We start from the raw sequence: 19,923 nt of genomic DNA on the forward strand, positions 1-19,923 counted from the left end.
ATGGCCGGTTTCTGTCGGCCGTTCATGTGGAGGCCGGTTGCCGGTTCTTCACATTTCTGGGAATCGCGGGGCCGCAGGGGCTGCGCGAGATGCAGCGAAGGGGGATGGAAACCGTGACCGGAGCCGTCACACACGAACCGCCGCCCGCCGCCGGAGGGCGACAGGGCGGGCCGTTGATCGTCACCGAGGACGCCGGACTCCTCGACGACCTGCTCCGCCTGTGCGCGGCAGCGGGCGCCACACCCGAGGTCCACCACGGGGTTCCGGAACAGAGAGGGAGCTGGGAGGCCGCGCCGCTCGTCCTCGTCGGCGACGACGCAGCGCGGCGCGTGCGCGGGGCCGCACGCCGACGCGGAGTGGTGCTGGTCGGCCGGGACCAGGACGACTCCGGGGTCTGGCGGCGGGCCGTGGAGATCGGCGCCGACCACGTCCTGATGCTGCCCGACGGTGAACAGTGGCTTGTCGACCGCATCGCCGACGTCGCCGAGGGCGTCGGCCGGCCCGCCCTCACCGTGGGCGTCATCGGCGGCCGCGGCGGGGCCGGAGCGTCCACGCTGGCCTGCGCGCTCGCCGTCACCTCCGCGCGCGAGGGCCTGCGCACGCTGCTCGTGGACGCGGATCCGCTGGGCGGCGGACTCGACGTACTCCTGGGCGGCGAGAGTGCCGACGGGCTGCGCTGGCCCGCGTTCGCCGCCTCGCGCGGCAGGGTCGGCGGCGGCGCCCTGGAGGAGTCGCTGCCCCGGCTGCACTCGCTGCGCGTCCTCAGCTGGGACCGCGGCGACCGCATCGCCGTCCCGCCCCAGGCGGTACGCGCGGTGCTCGCCGCGGCCCGACGCCGGGGCGGCACGGTTGTCGTCGATCTGCCGCGGCGCGTCGACGAAGGCGTGGCGGAGACGCTCGCCCAGCTGGACCTCGGGCTCCTGGTGGTCCCCGCCGAGCTGCGCGCCGTGGCCGCGGCCGGCCGGGTGGCGTCCGCCGTCGGCATGGTCCTGCGCGATCTGCGCGTGGCCGTACGAGGGCCGTACGCGCCCGGGCTCGACGACCGCGAGGTGGCCCGGCTGCTCGGACTGCCCCTGGCCGGTGAGGTGCCCGTGGAGTCCGGGCTGCTGCGCCCGCACGAGGGCAAGGCACCACCGGGCGCGGCCGGCCGCAGCCCACTGGCGCGCTTCTGCAAGGGGTTCTGGGAGCGGGCGCTGATCGAGGCGGGTGGCGTATGAGCACGACCGCCATGGCACTTGAACCACTGGGGCGCTCTCAGGGTCCCGGGATGCCCTCGGAGCTGCTGGACGGCGTACGGCGCCGGCTCGCCGCGAGCGGGGCCGAGCCGACACCCGCGCGCGTGGCGCAGGCGCTGCGGGAACAGGGGCGGGTGCTGGGGGACGCCGAAGTCCTCGGCGCGGCCGAACAGTTGCGGTCCGAGCTCGTCGGCAGCGGGCCGCTGGAGCGACTGCTCGCCGACCCGTCGGTGACCGACGTACTGGTGTCGGCGCCGGACCGGGTGTGGGTCGACCGGGGCGGCGGACTGGAGCTGACCGGCGTGTCCTTCCCGGACGCGGCGGCCGTACGACGCCTCGCGCAGCGGCTGGCCGCGGTGGCCGGACGGCGGCTCGACGACGCCCGGCCCTGGGTCGACGCGCGGCTGCCCGACGGGACCCGGCTGCATGCGGTGCTGCCCCCGGTCGCCGTCGGCTGCACCTGCCTGGCGCTGCGGGTCGTACGGCCACGCGCGTTCACGCTCGACGAACTCATGGTCGCGGGCACGGTGCCGCCCGGCGGGGACCGGGTGCTGCGGGCACTGCTGGAGGCGCGGCTGTCCTTTCTGATCAGCGGCGGGACGGGCACCGGCAAGACGACGCTGCTGTCCGCGTTGCTCGGGCTGGTCGGACCGGGCGAGCGGATCGTGCTCGCCGAGGACTCGGCGGAGCTGCGGCCGGACCACCCGCACGTCGTACGCCTTGAGACCAGACCCGCCAACCAGGAGGGCGCGGGGCTCGTCACCCTTCAGGACCTGGTGCGACAGGCGCTGCGCATGCGGCCCGACCGGCTTGTGGTCGGTGAGGTTCGGGGGCCCGAAGTGGTGCACCTCCTCGCCGCTTTGAATACCGGCCATGAGGGCGGCTGCGGAACGGTGCACGCCAACGCGGCCGCGGACGTACCGGCCCGGCTGGAGGCGCTAGGTACGGCGGCAGGGCTCGACCGGGCCGCCCTGCACAGTCAGTTGGCGGCCGCGCTCTCGGTGGTCCTGCATCTCGTACGTGACCGGGCCGGGCGGCGGCGGATCGCGGAGGTGCATGTGCTGGAGCGGGATCCGTCGGGGCTGGTCAGGACGGTGCCGGCGTTGCGGTGGGGGGAGGAGGCCTTCGTGTATGAGCGGGGGTGGGAGCGGCTGTTGGAGCTGCTTCGGGGTGGGTGCGAGGCGGGTTCGGGGCGGGAGGGCGTCCGGGATGGGGGCGGTGTCGGGAGTGCGAGGGGTGAGCGCGATGGGTGAGTTGTCGTGGGGTGCGGCTGTCGTGTGTGTCGGGGCGGCGGCGTGGCTGATGGGCGGGCGGCACTCCGGGGCGCGGCGGGCGCAACTGTTGCTCGCGGGCGGGGGGATGGTGGGGGCCGGGCCGCCTTCGTGGGAGCGGGCTGCGGGTGAACTGCGGCGGATCCGGGGGCGGTTGCGGGCCGAGTGGTGGTCGCTGGTCGCCGGGCTGGTGCTGGCGGTGCTGGGTACCTCGGTGCTGCCGGTCGTCGCGGGGGCGGCCGGCGTACCCCTGCTGCGGCGGGTGCGCCTGGCTGGAGAGGCGCGCCGCGCCCGGGACGGCCGAGGGGACGCGGTGATCGCGCTCTGCGCGGCGCTCGCCGGGGAGGTGCGGGCAGGACGGCAGCCGGGCGAGGCGCTGCTGCGTGCCGCCCGTGACTCCGGAGGGCTCGGTGAGGCGCGGGCGGCGGTGCTGGCGGCGGCGCGGTTCGGCGGGGACGTCCCGGGGGCGCTCGCGGCGGCGGCACGGCGGCCGGGGGCCGATGGGTTGCTCGGCCTCGCGGCGTGCTGGCGGGTGGCCGTGGACCAGGGCGCGGGCCTCGCGGCCGGACTCGACCGGCTCGAAGGGGCACTGCGGGCCGAGCGGGACCAACGTGCCGACCTTCACGCCCAGTTGGCGGGCGCCCGCTCCACGGCGGTGATGCTCGCCGGACTGCCGGCCCTGGGCCTCCTCCTCGGCACCGCCCTGGGCGCCGACCCGCTGCACGTGCTGCTGCACACCGGTGCGGGACTGGCCTGTCTGCTGATCGGCGGCCTGTTGGAGGGCGTGGGGATGTGGTGGGCGCTGCGGATTGTGCGCGGGGCTGAGGCGGTGTGAGGGCGGGAGTCGAATGTGGCGGAGAGCAGGTGGTCGTGGTGGCTGCGTCGGGCGGCTGGAGTCGAGCGAAGGAGGTGGCGGTGTGAGTGCGGAAGTTGTCCACAGGCTGGGGGTAGTTGTGGGGGTCTTGCTGGTTCTCGGGTGGCTGGTGCGGTGGCTGCGTGGGGTGCGGCGGGAGCGGCGGGTTCGGCGGCGGTTGGGTGAGTTGTCGGCTCTGGAGGTGGCGGGCTCCGGATCGCGCTTCGAGGCGTGGGGCGTTGTCCGGCGGTGGGTGCCCGTGGGCGGGGTGGTGTGTGCCGGGTGGGTGCTGGTCGGTGGGGTCGGCGGTGTCGTCGTAGGGCTGATCGCGGGGGTCGGGCTGTGGCGGTGGCGGGTTCGGCAGGCGGCTGTCGAAGGTGCGGCGGAGTTCGATGCCGCGGAGGCTTCTCGCCAACTTCCTCTCGCTGCAGATCTGTTGGCGGCCTGCATCGCGGCGGGCGCCGGTCCGGTGGTCGCGGCCCAGGCCGTGGGCGAGGCGCTGGGCGGCCCCATCGGGGAAGGGCTGGCGCGGGGTGCGGCTGAGGTGCGGCTCGGGGGTGAACCGGGGGAGGCGTGGCGGAAGTTGGCCTCGATGCCGGGTGCCGGGGCGCTGGCGCGGCTGCTGGAGCGGGCGGACGTGTCCGGGCTTCCCGCGGCCGAACCGGTCGCGCGGCTTGCAGCGGAGGCCCGCGCCGGCTGGACGCGCACCGCCACGGAGCGGGCGCGGCGGGCGGCCGTCATGGTCACCGCGCCCGTGGGGCTGTGCTTCCTGCCCGCGTTCATCACGGTCGGCGTACTGCCCGTGGTGATCGGGCTCGCCGGCGGGGTGTTGGGAGGGGGTGATCGATGAGGGGGCGCTGGACGGGTCGGTCGCAGTGATCAGTAGTCAGTAGCGAGTCGTCAACACAACCGATTCCTTACGGGGGTTGAGATGTACAAGATGGTTTGGGCGCGGATGCGTGCCCTCATGCGCAGGGACGCGGGGATGGTCACCTCGGAGTATGCGATGGGGATCGTCGCGGCGGTGGCGTTCGCGGCGATCCTCTACAAGGTGGTGACCAGTGGGCAGGTCACCACGGAGCTGCAGAACATCGTGAAGCAGGCGCTCGATGCGCGGATGTGAGCGAGGGGCGGACAAGGGGTTCGTGACGGCGGAGACGGCCGTGGTGCTGCCCGTGCTGGTGCTGTTCGCGAGCGCGCTGGTGTGGGGGCTGTTCCTGGTGGCCGCGCAGATTCAGTGCGTGGACGCGGCGCGGACAGGTGCCCGCGCGGCGGCCCGCCAGGACCCGGCCGACGAGGTCGTGGAGGTGACGCGAGGGGCTGCTCCCAAGGGCGCGACGGTCACGGTCGGCCGGGAGGGGGAGCACGTCCGCGTGGTGGTCGTGGCGAAGCCTCCGGGGTTGCACGGTCTGCCCTTCGAGATGCGAGAGGAGGCCGTGGCGGCCGTGGAGGAGACGGTGGGGGCCGGGCCATGAGGCGGGCGGGTCCGGGGGCCGCGGCGGTGCGAGGCTCGGATCGTGGCTCCGCCACCGTCCTGAGCCTCGGCGTCATCGCCCTGCTGTGTGTCGTCTTCGGTGTCGTACTCGCCATGGGGCAGGCCGTCCTGGCCCGGCACCGTGCGGCCGGGGGCGCCGACCTCGCGGCTCTCGCTGCGGCCGACCACTGGACGGAGGGCGGCCCGGCGGCCTGTGAACGGGCCGGGCGGGTGGCGCGGGCCCAGGGTTCACGGCTTGTGCGGTGCGCGATCGTCGGCGAGACGTCGGATGTGACGGCGACGTCGGGGGCGGGACCGTTCGCGGCGGAGGTGAGGGCGAGGGCGGGACCGGCGGGACCGGTTGCGCCGTCCTTGCCCGAGCGGCCGCCTCCGGTGCCGGAGAGACCCGGCGGCTAAACCCCCGTCGGCTCCTCCTCCGTACCCTGCTCCGCCTTCTCCTCCGGCGCCCCCCGCAGCAGCTCCGTGAGCAGCCTGACGGCCCCCCTCTTGTGCAGCGGATCGTTGCCGTTGCCGCACTTGGGGGACTGGATGCAGGACGGGCAGCCGGCGTCGCACTCGCAGGAGGCGATGGCCTGGCGGGTGGCGGTGAGCCAGGAGCGGGCCGTGTGGAAGGCGCGTTCCGCGAAGCCGGCGCCGCCCGGGTGGCCGTCGTAGACGAAGACCGTGGGGAGGAGGGTGTCGGGGTGGAGGGGGACGGAGACGCCGCCGATGTCCCAGCGGTCGCAGGTCGCGAAGAGGGGCAGCATGCCGATCGAGGCGTGTTCGGCGGCGTGCAGGGCGCCGCCGAGGATCTCCGGGTTGATGCGGGCGGCGTCCAGCTGGTCCTCGGTGACCGTCCACCAGACGGCGCGGGTGCGCAGCGTACGAGGAGGGAGGTCGAGTTTCGTCTCGCCCAGTACTTCACCGGTGATGACACGTCTGCGGAGGAAGGAGACGACCTGGTTGGTGACTTCGACCGAGCCGTAGCACAACCTGCCCGCGCCCCAGGGGAGTTCGACATCCGTCTCCAGGACGGAGATCGACGTCGTGTCGCGGGCGACCGTCGAATAGGGCGGGTTGGCCTCCTCGACCAAGGCGACCGAGTCGTCCAGGTCGAGGGAGCGGACCAGGAACGTGCGGCCCTGGTGCAGGTGGACCGCGCCCTCGTGGACCGTGGTGTGCGAGGCGCCCGCGTCGACCGTGCCCAGCAGCCGTCCCGTGCCCTCCTCGACGATCTGGACCGGGGTGCCGCCTGCGCCGCGGATGTCGGTGAGGTCGGCGGCCCGTTCCCGGCGCGTCCAGTGCCAGGCCTTCGTCCGGCGGCGCAGCAGTTTCGCGGCCTCCAGCTGCGGCAGCAGGGCCTCGGTCTCGGGGCCGAACAGCTCCAGGTCGTCGTCCGTCAGCGGTAGTTCCGCCGCCGCCGCGCACAGGTGCGGGGCCAGGACGTACGGGTTGTCCGGGTCGAGGACCGTGGACTCCACGGGCTGGTCGAACAGGGCCTCCGGGTGGTGGACGAGGAAGGTGTCCAGGGGGTCGTCGCGGGCGACCAGGATCGCCAGCGCGCCCTGCCCGGCCCGGCCTGCGCGGCCGGCCTGCTGCCACAGGGACGCGCGTGTGCCCGGGTAGCCGGCGATGAGTACGGCGTCCAACCCGGAGACGTCGATGCCGAGTTCGAGGGCGGTGGTCGCGGCGAGGCCGAGGAGTTCGCCGGAGTGGAGGGCCTGTTCGAGGGCGCGGCGTTCCTCGGGGAGGTAGCCGCCCCGGTAGGCGGCCACGCGTCGGGCGAGGGAGCGGTCGACCTCCGCCAGGCGTTCCTGGGCGATCACCGAGATCAGCTCGGCGCCGCGCCGGGATCGTACGAAGGCCACCGAGCGCACGCCCTGGACGGTCAGGTCCGTGAGGAGGTCGGCCGTCTCGGCGGTGGCGGTACGGCGGACCGGTGCGCCCTTCTCGCCGTGCAGCTCGGTGAGCGGGGGCTCCCAGAGGGCGAACACCAGTTCACCCCGGGGGGAGGCGTCGTCGGCGATCTCCACGACCGGGAGGCCGGTGAGGCGGCGGGCGGCGACCGCGGGCTCGGCGGCGGTCGCGGAGGCCAGCAGGAAGACGGGGGAGGCCCCGTAGCGGGCACAGAGGCGGCGCAGGCGGCGCAGGACCTGGGCGACGTGGGAGCCGAAGACGCCGCGGTAGGTGTGGCACTCGTCGATGACGACATATTTCAGCGATTTCAGGAAGGAGGACCAGCGGGCGTGTGAGGGCAATATGCCGCGGTGCAGCATGTCGGGGTTGGTCAGGACGTAGTTGGCGTACTGGCGTACCCACTCGCGTTCCTCGAACGGAGTGTCGCCGTCGTACACCGCCGGTCGAACGGCATTGCCCAGAGGTTGTGAAAGTTCCTTCACAGATCGGCGCTGATCTGCGGCCAGGGCCTTCGTCGGTGCCAGGTAGAGGGCCGTGGCGCCACGGCCGTTGGGGGCCTCCGCGCCGTCCAGGAGCGTCGAGAGGACCGGTACGAGATAAGCCAGCGACTTGCCCGACGCGGTGCCTGTGGCGACGATCACAGAGTCGCCGTCGAGGGCGTGCTCGGCGGCCAGTGCCTGGTGGGCCCAGGGGTGTTCGATGCCCGCCGCCTGGACTGCGGCGATGACCTCCGAACGAATCCGGTCAGGCCAGACGGCATGGCGACCCTCGCGCGGGGGCAAGTGCTCCGTATGAGTGATGCGCGAAGCCCGGCTCGGCCCAGAGGCGAGCCGGTCCAGGATCGTGCCCGGTGTCAGGCGGGATTCGGTGTCCGTCGAGGTTCGATCGGATCGGTGATTCTTGGCCATCGGCACCGAGTCTGTCACTGGCGTGACGGACAATGGGACCAAGGCGTCGTGCACGCCTGCCGGTAAGTGATTGAATGCCATCGCGGCTGGCGAACCGTCCTGGGGGATCTGCCGAGGTGTCCCGAGGGCTACCGCTCGATAGCAAGGTGCTGGAGGATCCGTGGACCTGTCCCTGTCGACCCGTACCGTCGGCGATCGTACGGTCGTCGAGGTCGGTGGAGAAATCGACGTATATACCGCGCCCAAGCTGCGCGAGCAGCTGGTCGAGCTGGTGAACGACGGGAGTTTTCACCTCGTCGTAGACATGGAGGGCGTGGACTTCCTCGACTCCACCGGGCTCGGCGTGCTGGTCGGCGGCCTGAAGCGGGTGCGTGCCCATGAGGGCTCGCTGCGCCTGGTCTGCAACCAGGAGCGCATTTTGAAGATCTTCCGCATCACCGGCCTCACCAAGGTGTTCCCGATCCACACCTCGGTCGAGGAAGCGGTCGCGGCCACCGACTGACCGCAGACCCCGGGCGCGTGAAGTCGTGCCCGGGACGGAAGAAGTTCATGTGGGGGGTCCGGGCTTTCGGCGGCCCGGCCCCTCGACAGCACGCCCGTATTCCGAGGGGGATGCATGGCCACCGTTGAACTCCGCTTCAGCGCGTTGCCCGAGCACGTCAGGACCGCCCGACTGGTGGCGGCAGCGGTGGCGCGCAGGGCCGGAGTGGACGAGGCCGTACTCGACGAGGTGCGGCTCGCCGTCGGCGAGGCCTGCTCCCGTGCCGTCGGACTGCATCAGAGCAGTGGCATCACGGCACCGGTGAAGGTGCTGCTGGTCGAGGAGGAGAAGCAGTTCTCCATCGAGGTCGGCGACGAGGCGCCCCGCTCGCATCCCGGGCACCGGGCGCCCGGCGCGGCGGCCGAGGACCCGGACGCGGAGACCGAGGAGGACGAGATGGGCCTCGCGGTCATCAGCGGCCTCGTCGACGACGTGGAGGTCACCGCCGGGGAGCACGGCGGATCGATCCGCATGACCTGGCCGACCACGCCCGCGGTCACGACGCTTCCCTGAACGGTTCCCCGAAGGGGTCCACCTTTCTTGCCCGAAGGGCCCTACTGAGTAGGGCCCTTCAGCATGTCCCGGCCTCGCCGCACGCCCATAGAGTGATCACGCACGGGATTTAGTGAAGGAATTCACGATCATTCGCGCGATAATTCGATCAAGCGTCAACGCTTTTGGGGCATTACCGCTTTCGGGTTCTGTGGCGTGACGTCGATCATTTGCTGAAGAGCAGGTGAAGGCTAATTCCGTTTACCGCGCACTGTTTTGATCAGGTTCCGGTACCTACAATCCGTCCACATCTTGAGCTCAGCACAGGCGTCAAGGAGGACGAATGGCGGGGCTTTCTACCCCTCAGCAGTTTGACCAACCCACAACCTTCGCAGCCGCAGTTCTGACCGATGACAATCGGCTCATCGTCATGGTCATCGGGATCGTCGCCCTGGCCGCGCTCGTGGTCGCCGGGATCCTGGTGCGCCAGGTGCTCGCGGCCGGCGAGGGCACCGACAGCATGAAGAAGATCGCGACGGCGATCCAGGAGGGCGCGAATGCCTACCTGGGTCGGCAGATGCGTACGCTCGGCGTTTTCGCCGTGCTGGTGTTCTTCCTGCTCATGTTGCTGCCCGCGGACGACTGGAATCAGCGCGCCGGACGATCTCTCTTCTTCTTGATCGGCGCGGCGTTCTCGGCGGCCACCGGCTATATCGGCATGTGGCTCGCCGTACGCAGCAATGTCCGCGTGGCCGCCGCCGCACGGGAAGCGACCCCGGCGGAGGGTGAGCCGGAAAAGGATCTCACCGCCGTCTCGCACAAAGCCATGAAGATCGCTTTCCGCACGGGCGGCGTCGTCGGCATGTTCACGGTGGGGCTCGGTCTGCTCGGCGCCTCCTGTGTGGTGCTCGTGTACGCGGCCGACGCGCCGAAGGTGCTCGAAGGCTTCGGCCTCGGGGCCGCTCTGATCGCCATGTTCATGCGCGTCGGCGGCGGAATCTTCACCAAGGCCGCCGACGTCGGCGCCGACCTGGTCGGCAAGGTCGAGCAGGGCATTCCGGAGGACGATCCGCGCAATGCCGCGACCATCGCCGACAACGTGGGCGACAACGTCGGCGACTGTGCCGGCATGGCGGCCGACCTCTTCGAGTCGTACGCCGTGACCCTGGTCGCCGCGCTGATCCTCGGGAAGGCCGCCTTCGGCGACGCGGGGCTCGCCTTCCCGCTGATCGTGCCCGCGATCGGCGTACTGACCGCGATGATCGGCATCTTCGCGGTGGCACCGAGGCGTTCCGACCGCAGCGGCATGAGCGCCATCAACCGCGGCTTCTTCATCTCCGCGGTGATCTCGCTCGTACTCGTCGCGATCGCCGTCTTCGTCTACCTGCCCTCGTCGTACGCCGATCTGGACGGGGTCACCGACACCGCGATCGCCGCCAAGGACGGCGACCCGCGGATCCTCGCGCTCCTCGCGGTGGCCATCGGCATCGTGCTGGCGGCCCTGATCCAGCAACTGACCGGCTACTTCACCGAGACGACCCGGCGTCCCGTCAAGGACATCGGCAAGAGCTCGCTCACCGGCGCGGCCACGGTCGTACTCGCCGGCATCTCCATCGGCCTCGAATCGGCCGTCTACACCGCCCTGTTGATCGGCCTCGGCGTGTACGGGGCGTTCCTGCTCGGTGGTACGTCCATCATGCTGGCGCTGTTCGCGGTGGCCCTGGCCGGCACCGGCCTGCTCACCACGGTCGGTGTGATCGTGGCGATGGACACCTTCGGGCCGGTCTCCGACAACGCGCAGGGCATCGCCGAGATGTCCGGCGACGTCGAGGGGGCGGGCGCGCAGGTGCTCACCGACCTGGACGCCGTCGGCAACACCACCAAGGCCATCACCAAGGGCATCGCCATCGCCACGGCGGTACTCGCGGCCTCGGCGCTCTTCGGCTCGTACCGGGACGCGATCCTCACGGCCGCGAACGAGGTGGGCGAGAAGGTGTCCGGCGCGGGTGCTCCGATGAACCTGATGATGGACATCTCGCAGCCCAACAACCTGGTCGGTCTCATCGCGGGCGCCGCGGTCGTCTTCCTCTTCTCGGGGCTCGCGATCAACGCCGTCTCGCGGTCGGCCGGAGCCGTGGTCTACGAGGTGCGGCGGCAGTTCCGCGAGCACCCCGGGATCATGGACTACAGCGAGAAGCCCGAGTACGGGCGCGTCGTCGACATCTGCACCAAGGACGCGCTGCGCGAACTGGCCACGCCCGGCCTGCTCGCCGTACTGACGCCGATCGCGATCGGGTTCACGCTCGGGGTCGGCGCGCTCGGCTCGTTCCTCGCCGGTGCGATCGGCACCGGCACGCTGATGGCGGTCTTCCTCGCGAACTCGGGCGGCGCCTGGGACAACGCGAAGAAGCTCGTCGAGGACGGCCACCACGGCGGCAAGGGCAGCGAGGCCCACGCCGCGACCGTGATCGGCGACACTGTCGGCGACCCCTTCAAGGACACCGCCGGTCCCGCGATCAACCCGCTGCTGAAGGTGATGAACCTGGTCGCGCTGCTCATCGCGCCCGCGGTCGTCAAGTTCAGCTACGGCGAGGACAAGAGCGTCGGCGTGCGGATCGTGATCGCCGTGCTCTCGATCCTCGTGATCGTGGCCGCGGTGTACGTCTCCAAACGGCGCGGCATCGCCGTGGGCGAGGAGGGAAACACCGAGCAGGTGGCCAAGTCCGCTGATCCTGCGGTGGTTTCGTAGGCGGTCTTACTGGGTCCCAGCTCACAGGGTGGGCGGGCGGCGCGTACGGACGCGCCGCCCGCCCACCCTGTGCTTGTTCACTCTCGTGCCGTGAGCCTTCTCTCCCTTGGTGCAAATAGCCGCAATACATTACTAAGCGGACGTTCAATATGTGATTGTCCCCCATCTGGCGTGTATGTTCCGGGGCCGAGAGCCATGGAAGGGACCAATCCGGTGAACAAGAAGCTCGCGGCCGCACTGTCCGGCGGTGCGGTACTGGTACTGGCACTGTCGGGATGCGGCAGCGACAGCAACGAAGAGCTGGATGCCTGGGCCAAGACGGTCTGCGACGCGGTGCAGCCGCAGGCGAAGAAGGTCGAAGCCGCCAACGCCGCGATCCAGAAGCAGACCTCGGACGACAGCGCGCCGGCCGACGTCCAGAAGACGGACGCGCAGGCGTTCCAGGACATGTCCGACGCCTACAAGGCGATCGGGGTGGCCGTCCAGAAGGCCGGTGCGCCGAATGTCGACAACGGAGCGAAGAAGCAGAAGGACGCCGTCGCGGAGCTCGACGACATCTCGGCGTCCTACGCGAGCCTCCAGAAGCAGGTCGACGACCTCGACACGAAGGACCAGGCGAAGTTCGCCGAAGGCCTCAAGGACATCGCCACCGCGCTGAACAAGCTCAGCCAGAGCGGGAGCGACGCGCTGAAGACCCTGGAGGAGGGTGACGTCGGCGAGGCGATGGCCAAGCAGGCGAGCTGCAAGAACGAGTCCGCCTCGGCGTCGGCCACGCAAGGCTGACGGCCGCGCGAGGAAGGCCGACGTCCGGCTCTGCGCAGCCGGTGGCGGCGGTTTTCGGGCCACAATGGAGGGCGTGAGTACTCCCAGCCTTCCCTCCTCCGACCGTCCCGACATCGCCGCCCGGCTCCGCGGCGCCCTCCTGGGCGCCGCCTTCACCGCCGACGGGCTGCTCGAACTGCTCGGCGCCCCCGCGTACGCGGCGCTGGCCCGCAGCGAGACCGTGCCGGCACTCCGGGCGACCCGCGGGGACACGCCGCTGGAGACCCTCGTACGGCTGTTCCTGTTGCAGCAGCCCGTGCCGCACGCGCGCGTGGAGGGCGTTCTGCCCGTCGCCGAGTGCGTGGAGAGCGGGTGGCTGGTGCGCGTCGGCGGAGACCCCGAGGGCGACGTGGCCGCGACCGTGGATGTACGGCCCTACGGCGGGCCTGGTGGTGAGGACTGGTTCATCGTGTCCGACCTGGGGTGCGCGGTCGGCGGCGCCGGTGGCATCGGCAGCCGAGACGAAGGCGTCGTGCTGGGGGTGGGCGGCGCGTCCACGACGCTCGCCGGCATCACCGTCCGTACGCCCGTCTCCGCCGCGCTCGACCTCGGCACCGGCTCCGGGATCCAGGCGCTGCACGCCGCCCAGCACGCCACGCGCGTGACGGCGACCGACCTCAACCCGCGCGCGCTGCACATCACCGCGCTCACGCTCGCGCTGTCCGGCGCCCCGGCCGCGGACCTGCGCGAGGGCTCGCTGTTCGAGCCGGTCCGCGACGACGAGACGTACGACCTGATCGTGTCCAACCCGCCGTTCGTGATCTCGCCGGGCGCGCGACTCACCTACCGCGACGGCGGGATGGGCGGGGACGATCTGTGCCGCACGCTCGTTCAGCAGTCGGGGGAACGGCTGCGGGAGGGCGGGTTCGCGCAGTTCCTCGCCAACTGGCAGTACGTGGAGGGGGAGGACTGGCAGGACAGGCTGAGGTCATGGGTGCCGCGCGGGTGCGACGCGTGGATCGTGCAGCGCGAGGTGCAGGACGTCATGCAGTACGCCGAGCTGTGGCTGCGGGACGCGGGCGACCACCGGGCCGACCCGGCCGAGTACCAGGCGCTCTACGACGCGTGGCTGGACGAGTTCGAGGCACGCAAGGTGAAGGGCGTGGGCTTCGGCTGGATCACCCTGCGCAGGACCGGGGCCGCCGTGCCCTCGGTCACCGTGGAGGAGTGGCCGCATCCGGTCGAGCAGCCCCTGGGTGACGCGGTCCGGGCGCACTTCGACCGCGTCGACTTCCTTCGCGGCCATGACGACGCGGCCCTCCTCGCCGGGCACTTCAGGCTCGCCGCCGAGGTCATCCAGGAGCAGGTCGGGCTGCCCGGCGCCGAGGACCCCGAGCACGTCGTGCTGCGCCAGCACCGCGGCATGCGCCGGGCCACCAAGGTGGACACGGTCGGCGCCGGGTTCGCGGGCGTCTGCGACGGCTCGCTGAGCGCGGGACGCATCCTGGACGCCATCGCCCAACTGGTCGGCGAAGATCCGGTGTTGCTGCGCGACCGTACGCCCGCGCAGATCCGGCTGCTGGTGGAGCAGGGCTTCCTGGAGCCCGCCGGCTGAGCGCTTCCGTGAGCCCGGGGCGCCGCCCCGCGCGTCACGCCTGAGGCGGGCCGGCACCCCTGGTGCGCGTGTGCCGGGTCTGGCGGGATTGCTCCGGAAAAGGTCTCCTGTCAGTGGCGCATGCGAAGCTACCTTCGAGAGACAGACTCCACGCGTTCTCGGGGGAGGCGCGGTGTCTCGGGGGAGGCGTGATGGCGGGGGAGACGCCGGATCAGGGCGAAGGCAGGATCATCAACGGCCGGTACCGGCTGCTGCGCACACTCGGCGCGGGCGGCATGGGCCGCGTCTGGCTCGCGTACGACGAGGAGTTGGCCTGCGAAGTCGCGATGAAGGAGATCGCGCTTCCGGACGTGCCGATGGACGCGGGCGAGCCCGCACAGCGCATCGCGCGCGCCCGCAGCGAGGCCCGGCACGCGGCGCGGCTGCGTGGTCATCCCCATGTGGCCACCGTGCACGACGTGGTGGTGCACGAGGGCCTGCCGTGGATCGTCATGGAGTACGTGCCGGACGCGGTCGACCTCCAGGCGGTCGTACGGAGTTCGGGTCCGTTGCCGCCCGCACAGGTGGCCCGGATCGGCCTCGCCGTCCTCGACGCCCTCACCGCCGGACACCGCATCGGCATCCTCCACAGGGATGTGAAACCGGCCAACATCCTTCTCGCGTCGGACGCTTCGGGCGACCCCTACGCACGCGTGCTGCTCACCGACTACGGCATCGCACTCCAGCCCGAGTCCCGCGAACCCCGGCTCACCGCCACGGCCGGCATCCTCGGCACGCCCGGCTATCTCGCCCCCGAGCGGGCCCGCGGCGAGCCGCCCACCCCGGCCGCCGACCTGTTCTCCCTGGGCGCCACGCTGTACGCCACCGTCGAGGGACGCGGCCCCTTCGACCGGCACGGCGACTACGCGACCCTGACGGCCCTGCTCGGCGAGGAACCCACACCGCCGGTCCGCGCGGGCGAACTGGCGCCGGTGCTGCAGGGGTTGCTCGCCAAGGACCCGGTGCGCAGGTCGGCACCGGAGGCGGTCGCGCGCGGGCTGGAGCGGGTCGTGCAGGGGGCTGCGGGTGCGGGGCTGCCACTGCCGCCGGGGTGGGGTGCGGCGCCTGGGGCGGGCGCGTTCGGGCCGCCACCGGAGGGCTTTGGCCCGGCGCCCGAGGGGTATGCCGCGACGCCCGGGACTCCGGCGACCGAGGGGCCGCCACCGGGGTACGTGGCGAGCGCGCCGCAGGGACCGGGCGGCGGCTGGAGCGGCAGTCCGCCTGCGGGCACTCCGGGGACGCCGGGCGCGCCTCCGACCCCCAACACCCCGCAGACACCGCACACTCCGCCGGGTGGACCCGCGACTCCGGGTGCGGGCGGAGCCGGTGGTGGCGGTCCGGCCACGCCCGGCCATACGCCCGGTGCGGCGCCGTACGACGTCTGGCGCCAGCCCGCCCCGCAGGGCCCGTACAGCCCGGGCAATCCCTACGCGCAGGAATCCGGGTCGCCGTACGCGAGCAGCGGCGCGCAGCCGCCGTACGGGGGCGGCAGCGCCCCTCCGCCGTACGCGGGCGGTCCTCCCGCGTCCTACACGACCGGCGGCACCCCGCAGCCGTACGGCGGCTTCCCGGGCGGTTACGGGGGTATGGGCGGGCCCGGCGCCGGAGCGCCACCTCCGTCCCCCTATTCGGGGAAGCCCTCTTCAAGGAGGCGCATCGCCCTTGTCGCCCTCGTCGTGGGTGTCGTGCTCGTCATCGCGGGCGGCGCCTGGGGGGTCGTTCAGCTGACCGGCGGGGACGGCGACGGCAAGAACAACTCCGCGACGAAGAAGTCGGCCTCGCCGAGCGCGTCGAAGGCATCGCCGTCGCCGACCGGGCCCGTGAGTCCGTACGGCGATGTGGTCGGTCTCTCCGAGCCGTTGGAGACCGGCGACTGTGTGAAGGCGGTCTGGTCGGGGACGCCCTTCGAGTCGGCGCCGAACCTCGGTGTCGTGGACTGCACCGACGACTGGCCGGACGGCCAGGTCGTGGCGGTCGACACGGCCACCGACTACGAGGACGCGCGCGTGCAGGGCGCGAAACGCTGCGAGAGCCAGAGCCGGGCGGTCGTCTCCGCGCTGCCCGACGCGGGCGGCTACGCCGTGCTGCCGACGAAGGAGGGCTTCACCGCGGCCAACGGCGGTACGGCATGTCTCGTACTCGGCCGCCATGCCGCGATAGGCGGCGAAGTGGGCACCTTCCGCGACGCGGGCACGGACTTGTGGGTCGGTCAGATGAGCGTCGGCGACTGCTGGATCTACGAGGAGCTGGACGACGGGTACAAGGCGCCTCTCACCGACTGTGCCAAGCCGCACACCGACCAGGTGATCGGGGTGGTGCAGGCCCCGAACGGGATGAGCTACAAGAAGGGCACCGACAACTCGACCAAGCTGTGCGGCAACAGGTTCGAGTCGACCTGGGCGCCCGGGCCGGAGCGGACCGTGTACGGCTGGGTGGCCGACCAGGACGACTGGGACGAAGGGTTCAACAAGGTCGTGTGCACGGTGAGCCGGACCGACAACGAGAAGACGACCGGAAAGATACCCGTGCCCGGCTCGGTCTGAGGCCGGCCGGGACCGGGAGTCCACAGCCGCGTCGGCTCTGCGTTCACCTCGGGTTCGCCCGGCCGCCGCCCGCGCGTGACAGCCTCCGAGGGCTGGGCTTGTGCGGACCGAGACGAAGGGGCACGGGAGCCATGGAGAGCGGACCGGCGGTCTTCGCGGGTGGAGTGTTCGCCCTGTTCGGAGGCGCGCTGCTGGTGTGGACGGTGGTGCGCGTGCAGCGCCGCGAACCCGTCGCGCACGGTGTGAACCCCGTCGCATCCGCGGCCCTCGCGACCGTCGCCGCGATGGTCGCGCTCGCGCTCGCCGCATGGTGCCTCACCCGCGTCTGAATCCGCGTCCCAGACCCTGGCGGGACCGCGAAGCCGGTAAGTGGGAGGTCACCCTCCGGACAGCCGCGAAAAGGCCGGTGAGGACTCCGGGCGGCAGGAATGGCGGTAGTCGGGTTACCGTTCGAGTGGCCGTTGCGGGCTTTTCCCGTTTGACACGGGGGCGGGATGTACCGTCACACTCCGCAGCGTCACCATGACCCGACCCCGGGATGAACGCCTGGGGAGGCCCCAGCGTCGACCGGAGAGAAGAGCGAAGTTGTCCCCGACCAGCGAGACCGCAAGCGGCGGCCGCCGACTCGTCATCGTCGAGTCGCCTGCCAAGGCGAAGACGATCAAGGGCTACCTCGGCCCCGGCTATATCGTCGAGGCGAGCGTCGGGCACATCCGCGACCTTCCCAACGGCGCCGCCGAGGTGCCGGACCAGTACACCGGCGAGGTCCGCCGGCTCGGCGTCGACGTCGAGCACGACTTCCAGCCGATCTACGTCGTCAACGCCGACAAGAAGGCCCAGGTCAAGAAGCTCAAGGACCTGCTCAAGGACTCCGACGAGCTCTTCCTCGCCACCGATGAGGACCGCGAGGGCGAGGCCATCGCGTGGCACCTCCTGGAGGTGCTGAAGCCCAAGGTCCCGGTCAAGCGGATGGTCTTCCACGAGATCACCAAGGACGCGATCCGCGCGGCCGTCGCCAACCCGCGCGACCTCAACCAGCGCATGGTCGACGCCCAGGAGACCCGCCGCATCCTCGACCGTCTCTACGGCTACGAGGTCTCGCCGGTCCTGTGGAAGAAGGTCATGCCGCGCCTGTCGGCGGGCCGCGTGCAGTCCGTCGCGACCCGGCTCGTCGTGGAGCGGGAACGCGAGCGCATCGCGTTTCGTTCTGCTGAGTACTGGGACCTGACGGGCACTTTCGCGACCGGCCGCGCGGGAGACTCGTCGGACCCGTCGTCGCTGGTCGCCCGTCTTCAGGCCGTCGACGGCAGGCGGGTCGCGCAGGGCCGCGACTTCGACTCCCTGGGACAACTCAAGAGCGCGAACACCCTTCACCTCGACGAGGCCAACGTCCGCGCGCTGGCCGCCGCCCTGGAGAACACCGACTTCTCCGTCCGGTCCGTCGAGTCGAAGCCGTACCGCCGCTCGCCGTACGCCCCGTTCCGTACGACGACGCTCCAGCAGGAGGCCAGCCGCAAGCTCGGCTTCGGCGCCAAGGCCACCATGCAGGTCGCCCAGAAGCTGTACGAGAACGGCTTCATCACCTACATGCGTACGGACTCCACGACGCTGAGCGACACGGCGATCTCCGCCGCCCGCGCCCAGGTCACGCAGCTGTACGGCGCCGACTACCTGCCGGCCCAGCCGCGCGTGTACGCCGGGAAGGTCAAGAACGCGCAGGAGGCCCACGAGGCGATCCGACCCTCGGGTGATCGTTTCCGCACTCCTGCCGAGACGGGCCTGACCGGCGACCAGTTCAGGCTCTACGAGCTGATCTGGAAGCGGACCGTCGCCTCCCAGATGAAGGACGCGACCGGCAACAGCGTGACCGTGAAGATCGCCGGCACCGCCGCCGACGGCCGGGACGTCGAGTTCAGCGCGTCCGGCAAGACGATCACCTTCCACGGCTTCCTCAAGGCGTACGTCGAAGGCGCCGACGACCCGAACGCCGAACTCGACGACCGCGAGCGCCGCCTGCCCCAGGTCAGCGAGGGCGACGCGCTGTCCGCCGAGGAGATCACGGTCGACGGGCACGCCACCAAGCCCCCGGCCCGCTACACCGAGGCCAGCCTGGTCAAGGAGCTCGAAGAGCGCGAGATCGGCCGCCCGTCGACGTACGCGTCGATCATCGGCACGATCCTCGACCGCGGATACGTGTTCAAGAAGGGCACGGCACTCGTCCCGTCCTTCCTGTCCTTCGCCGTGGTCAACCTCCTGGAGAAGCACTTCGGCCGGCTCGTCGACTACGACTTCACCGCCAGGATGGAGGACGACCTCGACCGCATCGCCCGCGGTGAGGCGCAGTCCGTGCCGTGGCTCAAGCGCTTCTACTTCGGCGAGGGCACGGCCGAGAGCCGCGCGGCCGACGCCGGCAACGGCGACGGGGACCACCTCGGCGGCCTCAAGGAGCTGGTGACCGACCTGGGCGCCATCGACGCGCGCGAGGTGTCGTCGTTCCCCGTGGGCGACGGCATCGTGCTGCGGGTCGGGCGCTACGGCCCGTACATCGAGCGCGGCGAGAAGGACTCCGAGAACCACCAGCGCGCGGACGTCCCCGAGGACCTGGCCCCGGACGAGCTCTCCGTGGAGTTCGCGGAGGAACTGCTCGCCAAGCCGAGCGGTGACTTCGAGCTGGGCGCCGACCCGGAGTCGGGCCACCAGATCATCGCCCGCGACGGCCGTTACGGGCCCTACGTCACCGAGGTGCTCCCCGAGGGCACCCCGAAGACCGGCAAGAACGCCGTCAAGCCGCGTACGGCCTCGCTGTTCAAGTCGATGTCCCTCGACACGGTGACGCTCCAGGACGCGCTCAAGCTGATGTCGCTGCCGCGAGTCGTCGGCGCCGACGCCGAGGGCCAGGCGATCACCGCGCAGAACGGGCGCTACGGGCCGTACCTGAAGAAGGGCACGGACTCGCGTTCGCTCCAGACCGAGGACCAGCTCTTCACGATCACGCTCCAAGAGGCGCTGGAGATCTACTCCCAGCCCAAGCAGCGCGGCCGGGCCGCCGCCAAGCCGCCGCTGAAGGAGCTGGGCGAGGACCCGGTCAGCGGGAAGCCGGTCGTCGTCAAGGACGGTCGCTTCGGGCCGTACGTCACCGACGGGGAGACCAACGCGACCCTGCGCTCCGGCGACAGCGTCGAGGAGATCACCCCGGAGCGCGGCTACGAGCTGCTCGCCGAGAAGCGAGCGAAGACGCCCGCCAAGAAGACCGCGAAGAAGGCGCCCGCCAAGAAGGCCGCCCCGGCGAAGAAGACGGCTGCCAAGAAGACCGCGGCGAAGACGACGACCGCCAAGAAGACCACAACGGCGAAGAAGACGACCGCGAAGAAGGCGGCCGCTTCCAAGGCGGCGGCCGACGACTGAAGCGACAGCGACTGAAGCGACCGAGCCCCGTCGGTGTTCGAGCGGGGGCTCGGTTCTTCACTTCCTTCTTCACTTCGGCTTCGCGAAAAGAACGTCCCGGCATCAACTTGGTGTCGGGG

Annotated in this window: 16 protein-coding genes; 15 read left to right on the forward strand and 1 reads right to left on the reverse strand. The window is 71.5% G+C overall.

Translation table 11 applies throughout. From position 1 onward, the window contains the following. Positions 1 to 104 precede the first annotated feature (104 nt). The 7 genes from ssd (at position 105) to AC5DRG_RS29700 (ending at position 5,250) form a co-directional block, all read left to right on the forward strand. Positions 105 to 1,217: a septum site-determining protein Ssd gene (gene ssd / locus AC5DRG_RS29670; protein WP_491802506.1), complete on the forward strand. Its 1,113-nt coding sequence runs from the start codon at positions 105 to 107 to the stop codon at positions 1,215 to 1,217. A gap of 50 nt (positions 1,218 to 1,267) precedes the next feature. Further along, positions 1,268 to 2,488 carry a TadA family conjugal transfer-associated ATPase gene (locus AC5DRG_RS29675; RefSeq protein ID WP_491802507.1) on the forward strand — a complete coding sequence of 407 codons (1,221 nt, stop codon included), beginning with the start codon at positions 1,268 to 1,270 and terminating at the stop codon, positions 2,486 to 2,488. Further along, positions 2,481 to 3,341, forward strand: coding sequence for a type II secretion system F family protein (locus AC5DRG_RS29680; protein ID WP_491813197.1), 861 nt, complete (start codon positions 2,481 to 2,483; stop codon positions 3,339 to 3,341). The genes AC5DRG_RS29675 and AC5DRG_RS29680 overlap by 8 nt, the downstream gene beginning before the upstream one ends. A gap of 82 nt (positions 3,342 to 3,423) precedes the next feature. Beyond that, positions 3,424 to 4,209 carry a type II secretion system F family protein gene (locus AC5DRG_RS29685; RefSeq protein ID WP_491802508.1) on the forward strand — a complete coding sequence of 262 codons (786 nt, stop codon included), beginning with the start codon at positions 3,424 to 3,426 and terminating at the stop codon, positions 4,207 to 4,209. Between the two features lie 81 nt (positions 4,210 to 4,290). Further along, positions 4,291 to 4,482 (forward strand): DUF4244 domain-containing protein, encoded by a 192-nt coding sequence (locus AC5DRG_RS29690; protein ID WP_491802509.1) that lies wholly within the window; start codon positions 4,291 to 4,293, stop codon positions 4,480 to 4,482. After that, entirely contained in the window at positions 4,469 to 4,834 is a 366-nt protein-coding gene (locus AC5DRG_RS29695) for a TadE family type IV pilus minor pilin (RefSeq protein ID WP_491802510.1), read from the forward strand. Before AC5DRG_RS29690 ends, AC5DRG_RS29695 begins: the two co-directional genes overlap by 14 nt. Further along, positions 4,831 to 5,250 (forward strand): Rv3654c family TadE-like protein, encoded by a 420-nt coding sequence (locus tag AC5DRG_RS29700; RefSeq protein WP_491802511.1) that lies wholly within the window; start codon positions 4,831 to 4,833, stop codon positions 5,248 to 5,250. The genes AC5DRG_RS29695 and AC5DRG_RS29700 overlap by 4 nt, the downstream gene beginning before the upstream one ends. Here the strand turns inward: AC5DRG_RS29700 and AC5DRG_RS29705 are convergent. After that, on the reverse strand, positions 5,247 to 7,739 hold the full coding sequence (locus AC5DRG_RS29705) for a DEAD/DEAH box helicase (RefSeq protein WP_491802512.1): 2,493 nt from the start codon (positions 7,737 to 7,739) through the stop codon (positions 5,247 to 5,249). The two genes, AC5DRG_RS29700 and AC5DRG_RS29705, sit on opposite strands and share 4 nt — an antisense overlap. Positions 7,740 to 7,818: 79 nt before the next feature. Here AC5DRG_RS29705 and bldG point away from each other — a divergent pair, with 79 nt between their 5' ends. The 8 genes from bldG to topA all read left to right on the forward strand — a co-directional run bounded on the left by bldG (position 7,819) and on the right by topA (position 19,804). Next, a complete protein-coding gene (gene bldG / locus AC5DRG_RS29710; protein ID WP_003975386.1) occupies positions 7,819 to 8,160 on the forward strand; it encodes an anti-sigma factor antagonist BldG in 342 nt (113 codons plus the stop codon). A gap of 114 nt (positions 8,161 to 8,274) precedes the next feature. Beyond that, complete coding sequence (locus tag AC5DRG_RS29715) at positions 8,275 to 8,712, forward strand: ATP-binding protein (RefSeq protein WP_491802513.1); 438 nt, start codon at positions 8,275 to 8,277, stop codon at positions 8,710 to 8,712. Between the two features lie 322 nt (positions 8,713 to 9,034). Then, the gene (locus AC5DRG_RS29720) at positions 9,035 to 11,440 is read left to right on the forward strand and encodes a sodium-translocating pyrophosphatase (protein WP_491802515.1); all 2,406 of its coding nucleotides are present in this window, start codon (positions 9,035 to 9,037) and stop codon (positions 11,438 to 11,440) included. Positions 11,441 to 11,635: 195 nt separating this feature from the next. After that, positions 11,636 to 12,223, forward strand: coding sequence for a small secreted protein (locus AC5DRG_RS29725; protein ID WP_491802516.1), 588 nt, complete (start codon positions 11,636 to 11,638; stop codon positions 12,221 to 12,223). A 64-nt stretch (positions 12,224 to 12,287) separates the two neighbouring features. Next, positions 12,288 to 13,817, forward strand: coding sequence for a DUF7059 domain-containing protein (locus AC5DRG_RS29730; RefSeq protein ID WP_491802517.1), 1,530 nt, complete (start codon positions 12,288 to 12,290; stop codon positions 13,815 to 13,817). A gap of 191 nt (positions 13,818 to 14,008) precedes the next feature. Next, positions 14,009 to 16,399, forward strand: coding sequence for a serine/threonine-protein kinase (locus tag AC5DRG_RS29735; RefSeq protein ID WP_491802519.1), 2,391 nt, complete (start codon positions 14,009 to 14,011; stop codon positions 16,397 to 16,399). Between the two features lie 131 nt (positions 16,400 to 16,530). Then, complete coding sequence (locus tag AC5DRG_RS29740) at positions 16,531 to 16,728, forward strand: hypothetical protein (protein ID WP_491802520.1); 198 nt, start codon at positions 16,531 to 16,533, stop codon at positions 16,726 to 16,728. 256 nt (positions 16,729 to 16,984) lie between these two features. Next, positions 16,985 to 19,804 (forward strand): type I DNA topoisomerase, encoded by a 2,820-nt coding sequence (gene topA, locus AC5DRG_RS29745; RefSeq protein ID WP_491802521.1) that lies wholly within the window; start codon positions 16,985 to 16,987, stop codon positions 19,802 to 19,804. Positions 19,805 to 19,923: the final 119 nt, after the last annotated feature.

Source organism: Streptomyces sp. JLBG701, from assembly GCF_058544905.1.

Excerpts from the sequence above, each read along its gene's own strand:
- ssd (WP_491802506.1), top strand. The coding sequence starts at position 105 with ATGGAAACCGTGACCGGAGCCGTCACACACGAACCGCCGCCCGCCGCC.
- AC5DRG_RS29675 (WP_491802507.1), top strand. The coding sequence starts at position 1,268 with ATGCCCTCGGAGCTGCTGGACGGCGTACGGCGCCGGCTCGCCGCGAGC.
- AC5DRG_RS29680 (WP_491813197.1), top strand. The coding sequence starts at position 2,481 with ATGGGTGAGTTGTCGTGGGGTGCGGCTGTCGTGTGTGTCGGGGCGGCG.
- AC5DRG_RS29690 (WP_491802509.1), top strand. The coding sequence starts at position 4,291 with ATGTACAAGATGGTTTGGGCGCGGATGCGTGCCCTCATGCGCAGGGAC.
- AC5DRG_RS29695 (WP_491802510.1), top strand. The coding sequence starts at position 4,469 with ATGCGCGGATGTGAGCGAGGGGCGGACAAGGGGTTCGTGACGGCGGAG.
- AC5DRG_RS29700 (WP_491802511.1), top strand. The coding sequence starts at position 4,831 with ATGAGGCGGGCGGGTCCGGGGGCCGCGGCGGTGCGAGGCTCGGATCGT.
- AC5DRG_RS29705 (WP_491802512.1), bottom strand. The coding sequence starts at position 7,739 with ATGGCATTCAATCACTTACCGGCAGGCGTGCACGACGCCTTGGTCCCA.
- AC5DRG_RS29715 (WP_491802513.1), top strand. The coding sequence starts at position 8,275 with ATGGCCACCGTTGAACTCCGCTTCAGCGCGTTGCCCGAGCACGTCAGG.
- AC5DRG_RS29720 (WP_491802515.1), top strand. The coding sequence starts at position 9,035 with ATGGCGGGGCTTTCTACCCCTCAGCAGTTTGACCAACCCACAACCTTC.
- AC5DRG_RS29725 (WP_491802516.1), top strand. The coding sequence starts at position 11,636 with ATGGAAGGGACCAATCCGGTGAACAAGAAGCTCGCGGCCGCACTGTCC.
- AC5DRG_RS29730 (WP_491802517.1), top strand. The coding sequence starts at position 12,288 with ATGGAGGGCGTGAGTACTCCCAGCCTTCCCTCCTCCGACCGTCCCGAC.
- AC5DRG_RS29735 (WP_491802519.1), top strand. The coding sequence starts at position 14,009 with ATGGCGGGGGAGACGCCGGATCAGGGCGAAGGCAGGATCATCAACGGC.
- AC5DRG_RS29740 (WP_491802520.1), top strand. The coding sequence starts at position 16,531 with ATGGAGAGCGGACCGGCGGTCTTCGCGGGTGGAGTGTTCGCCCTGTTC.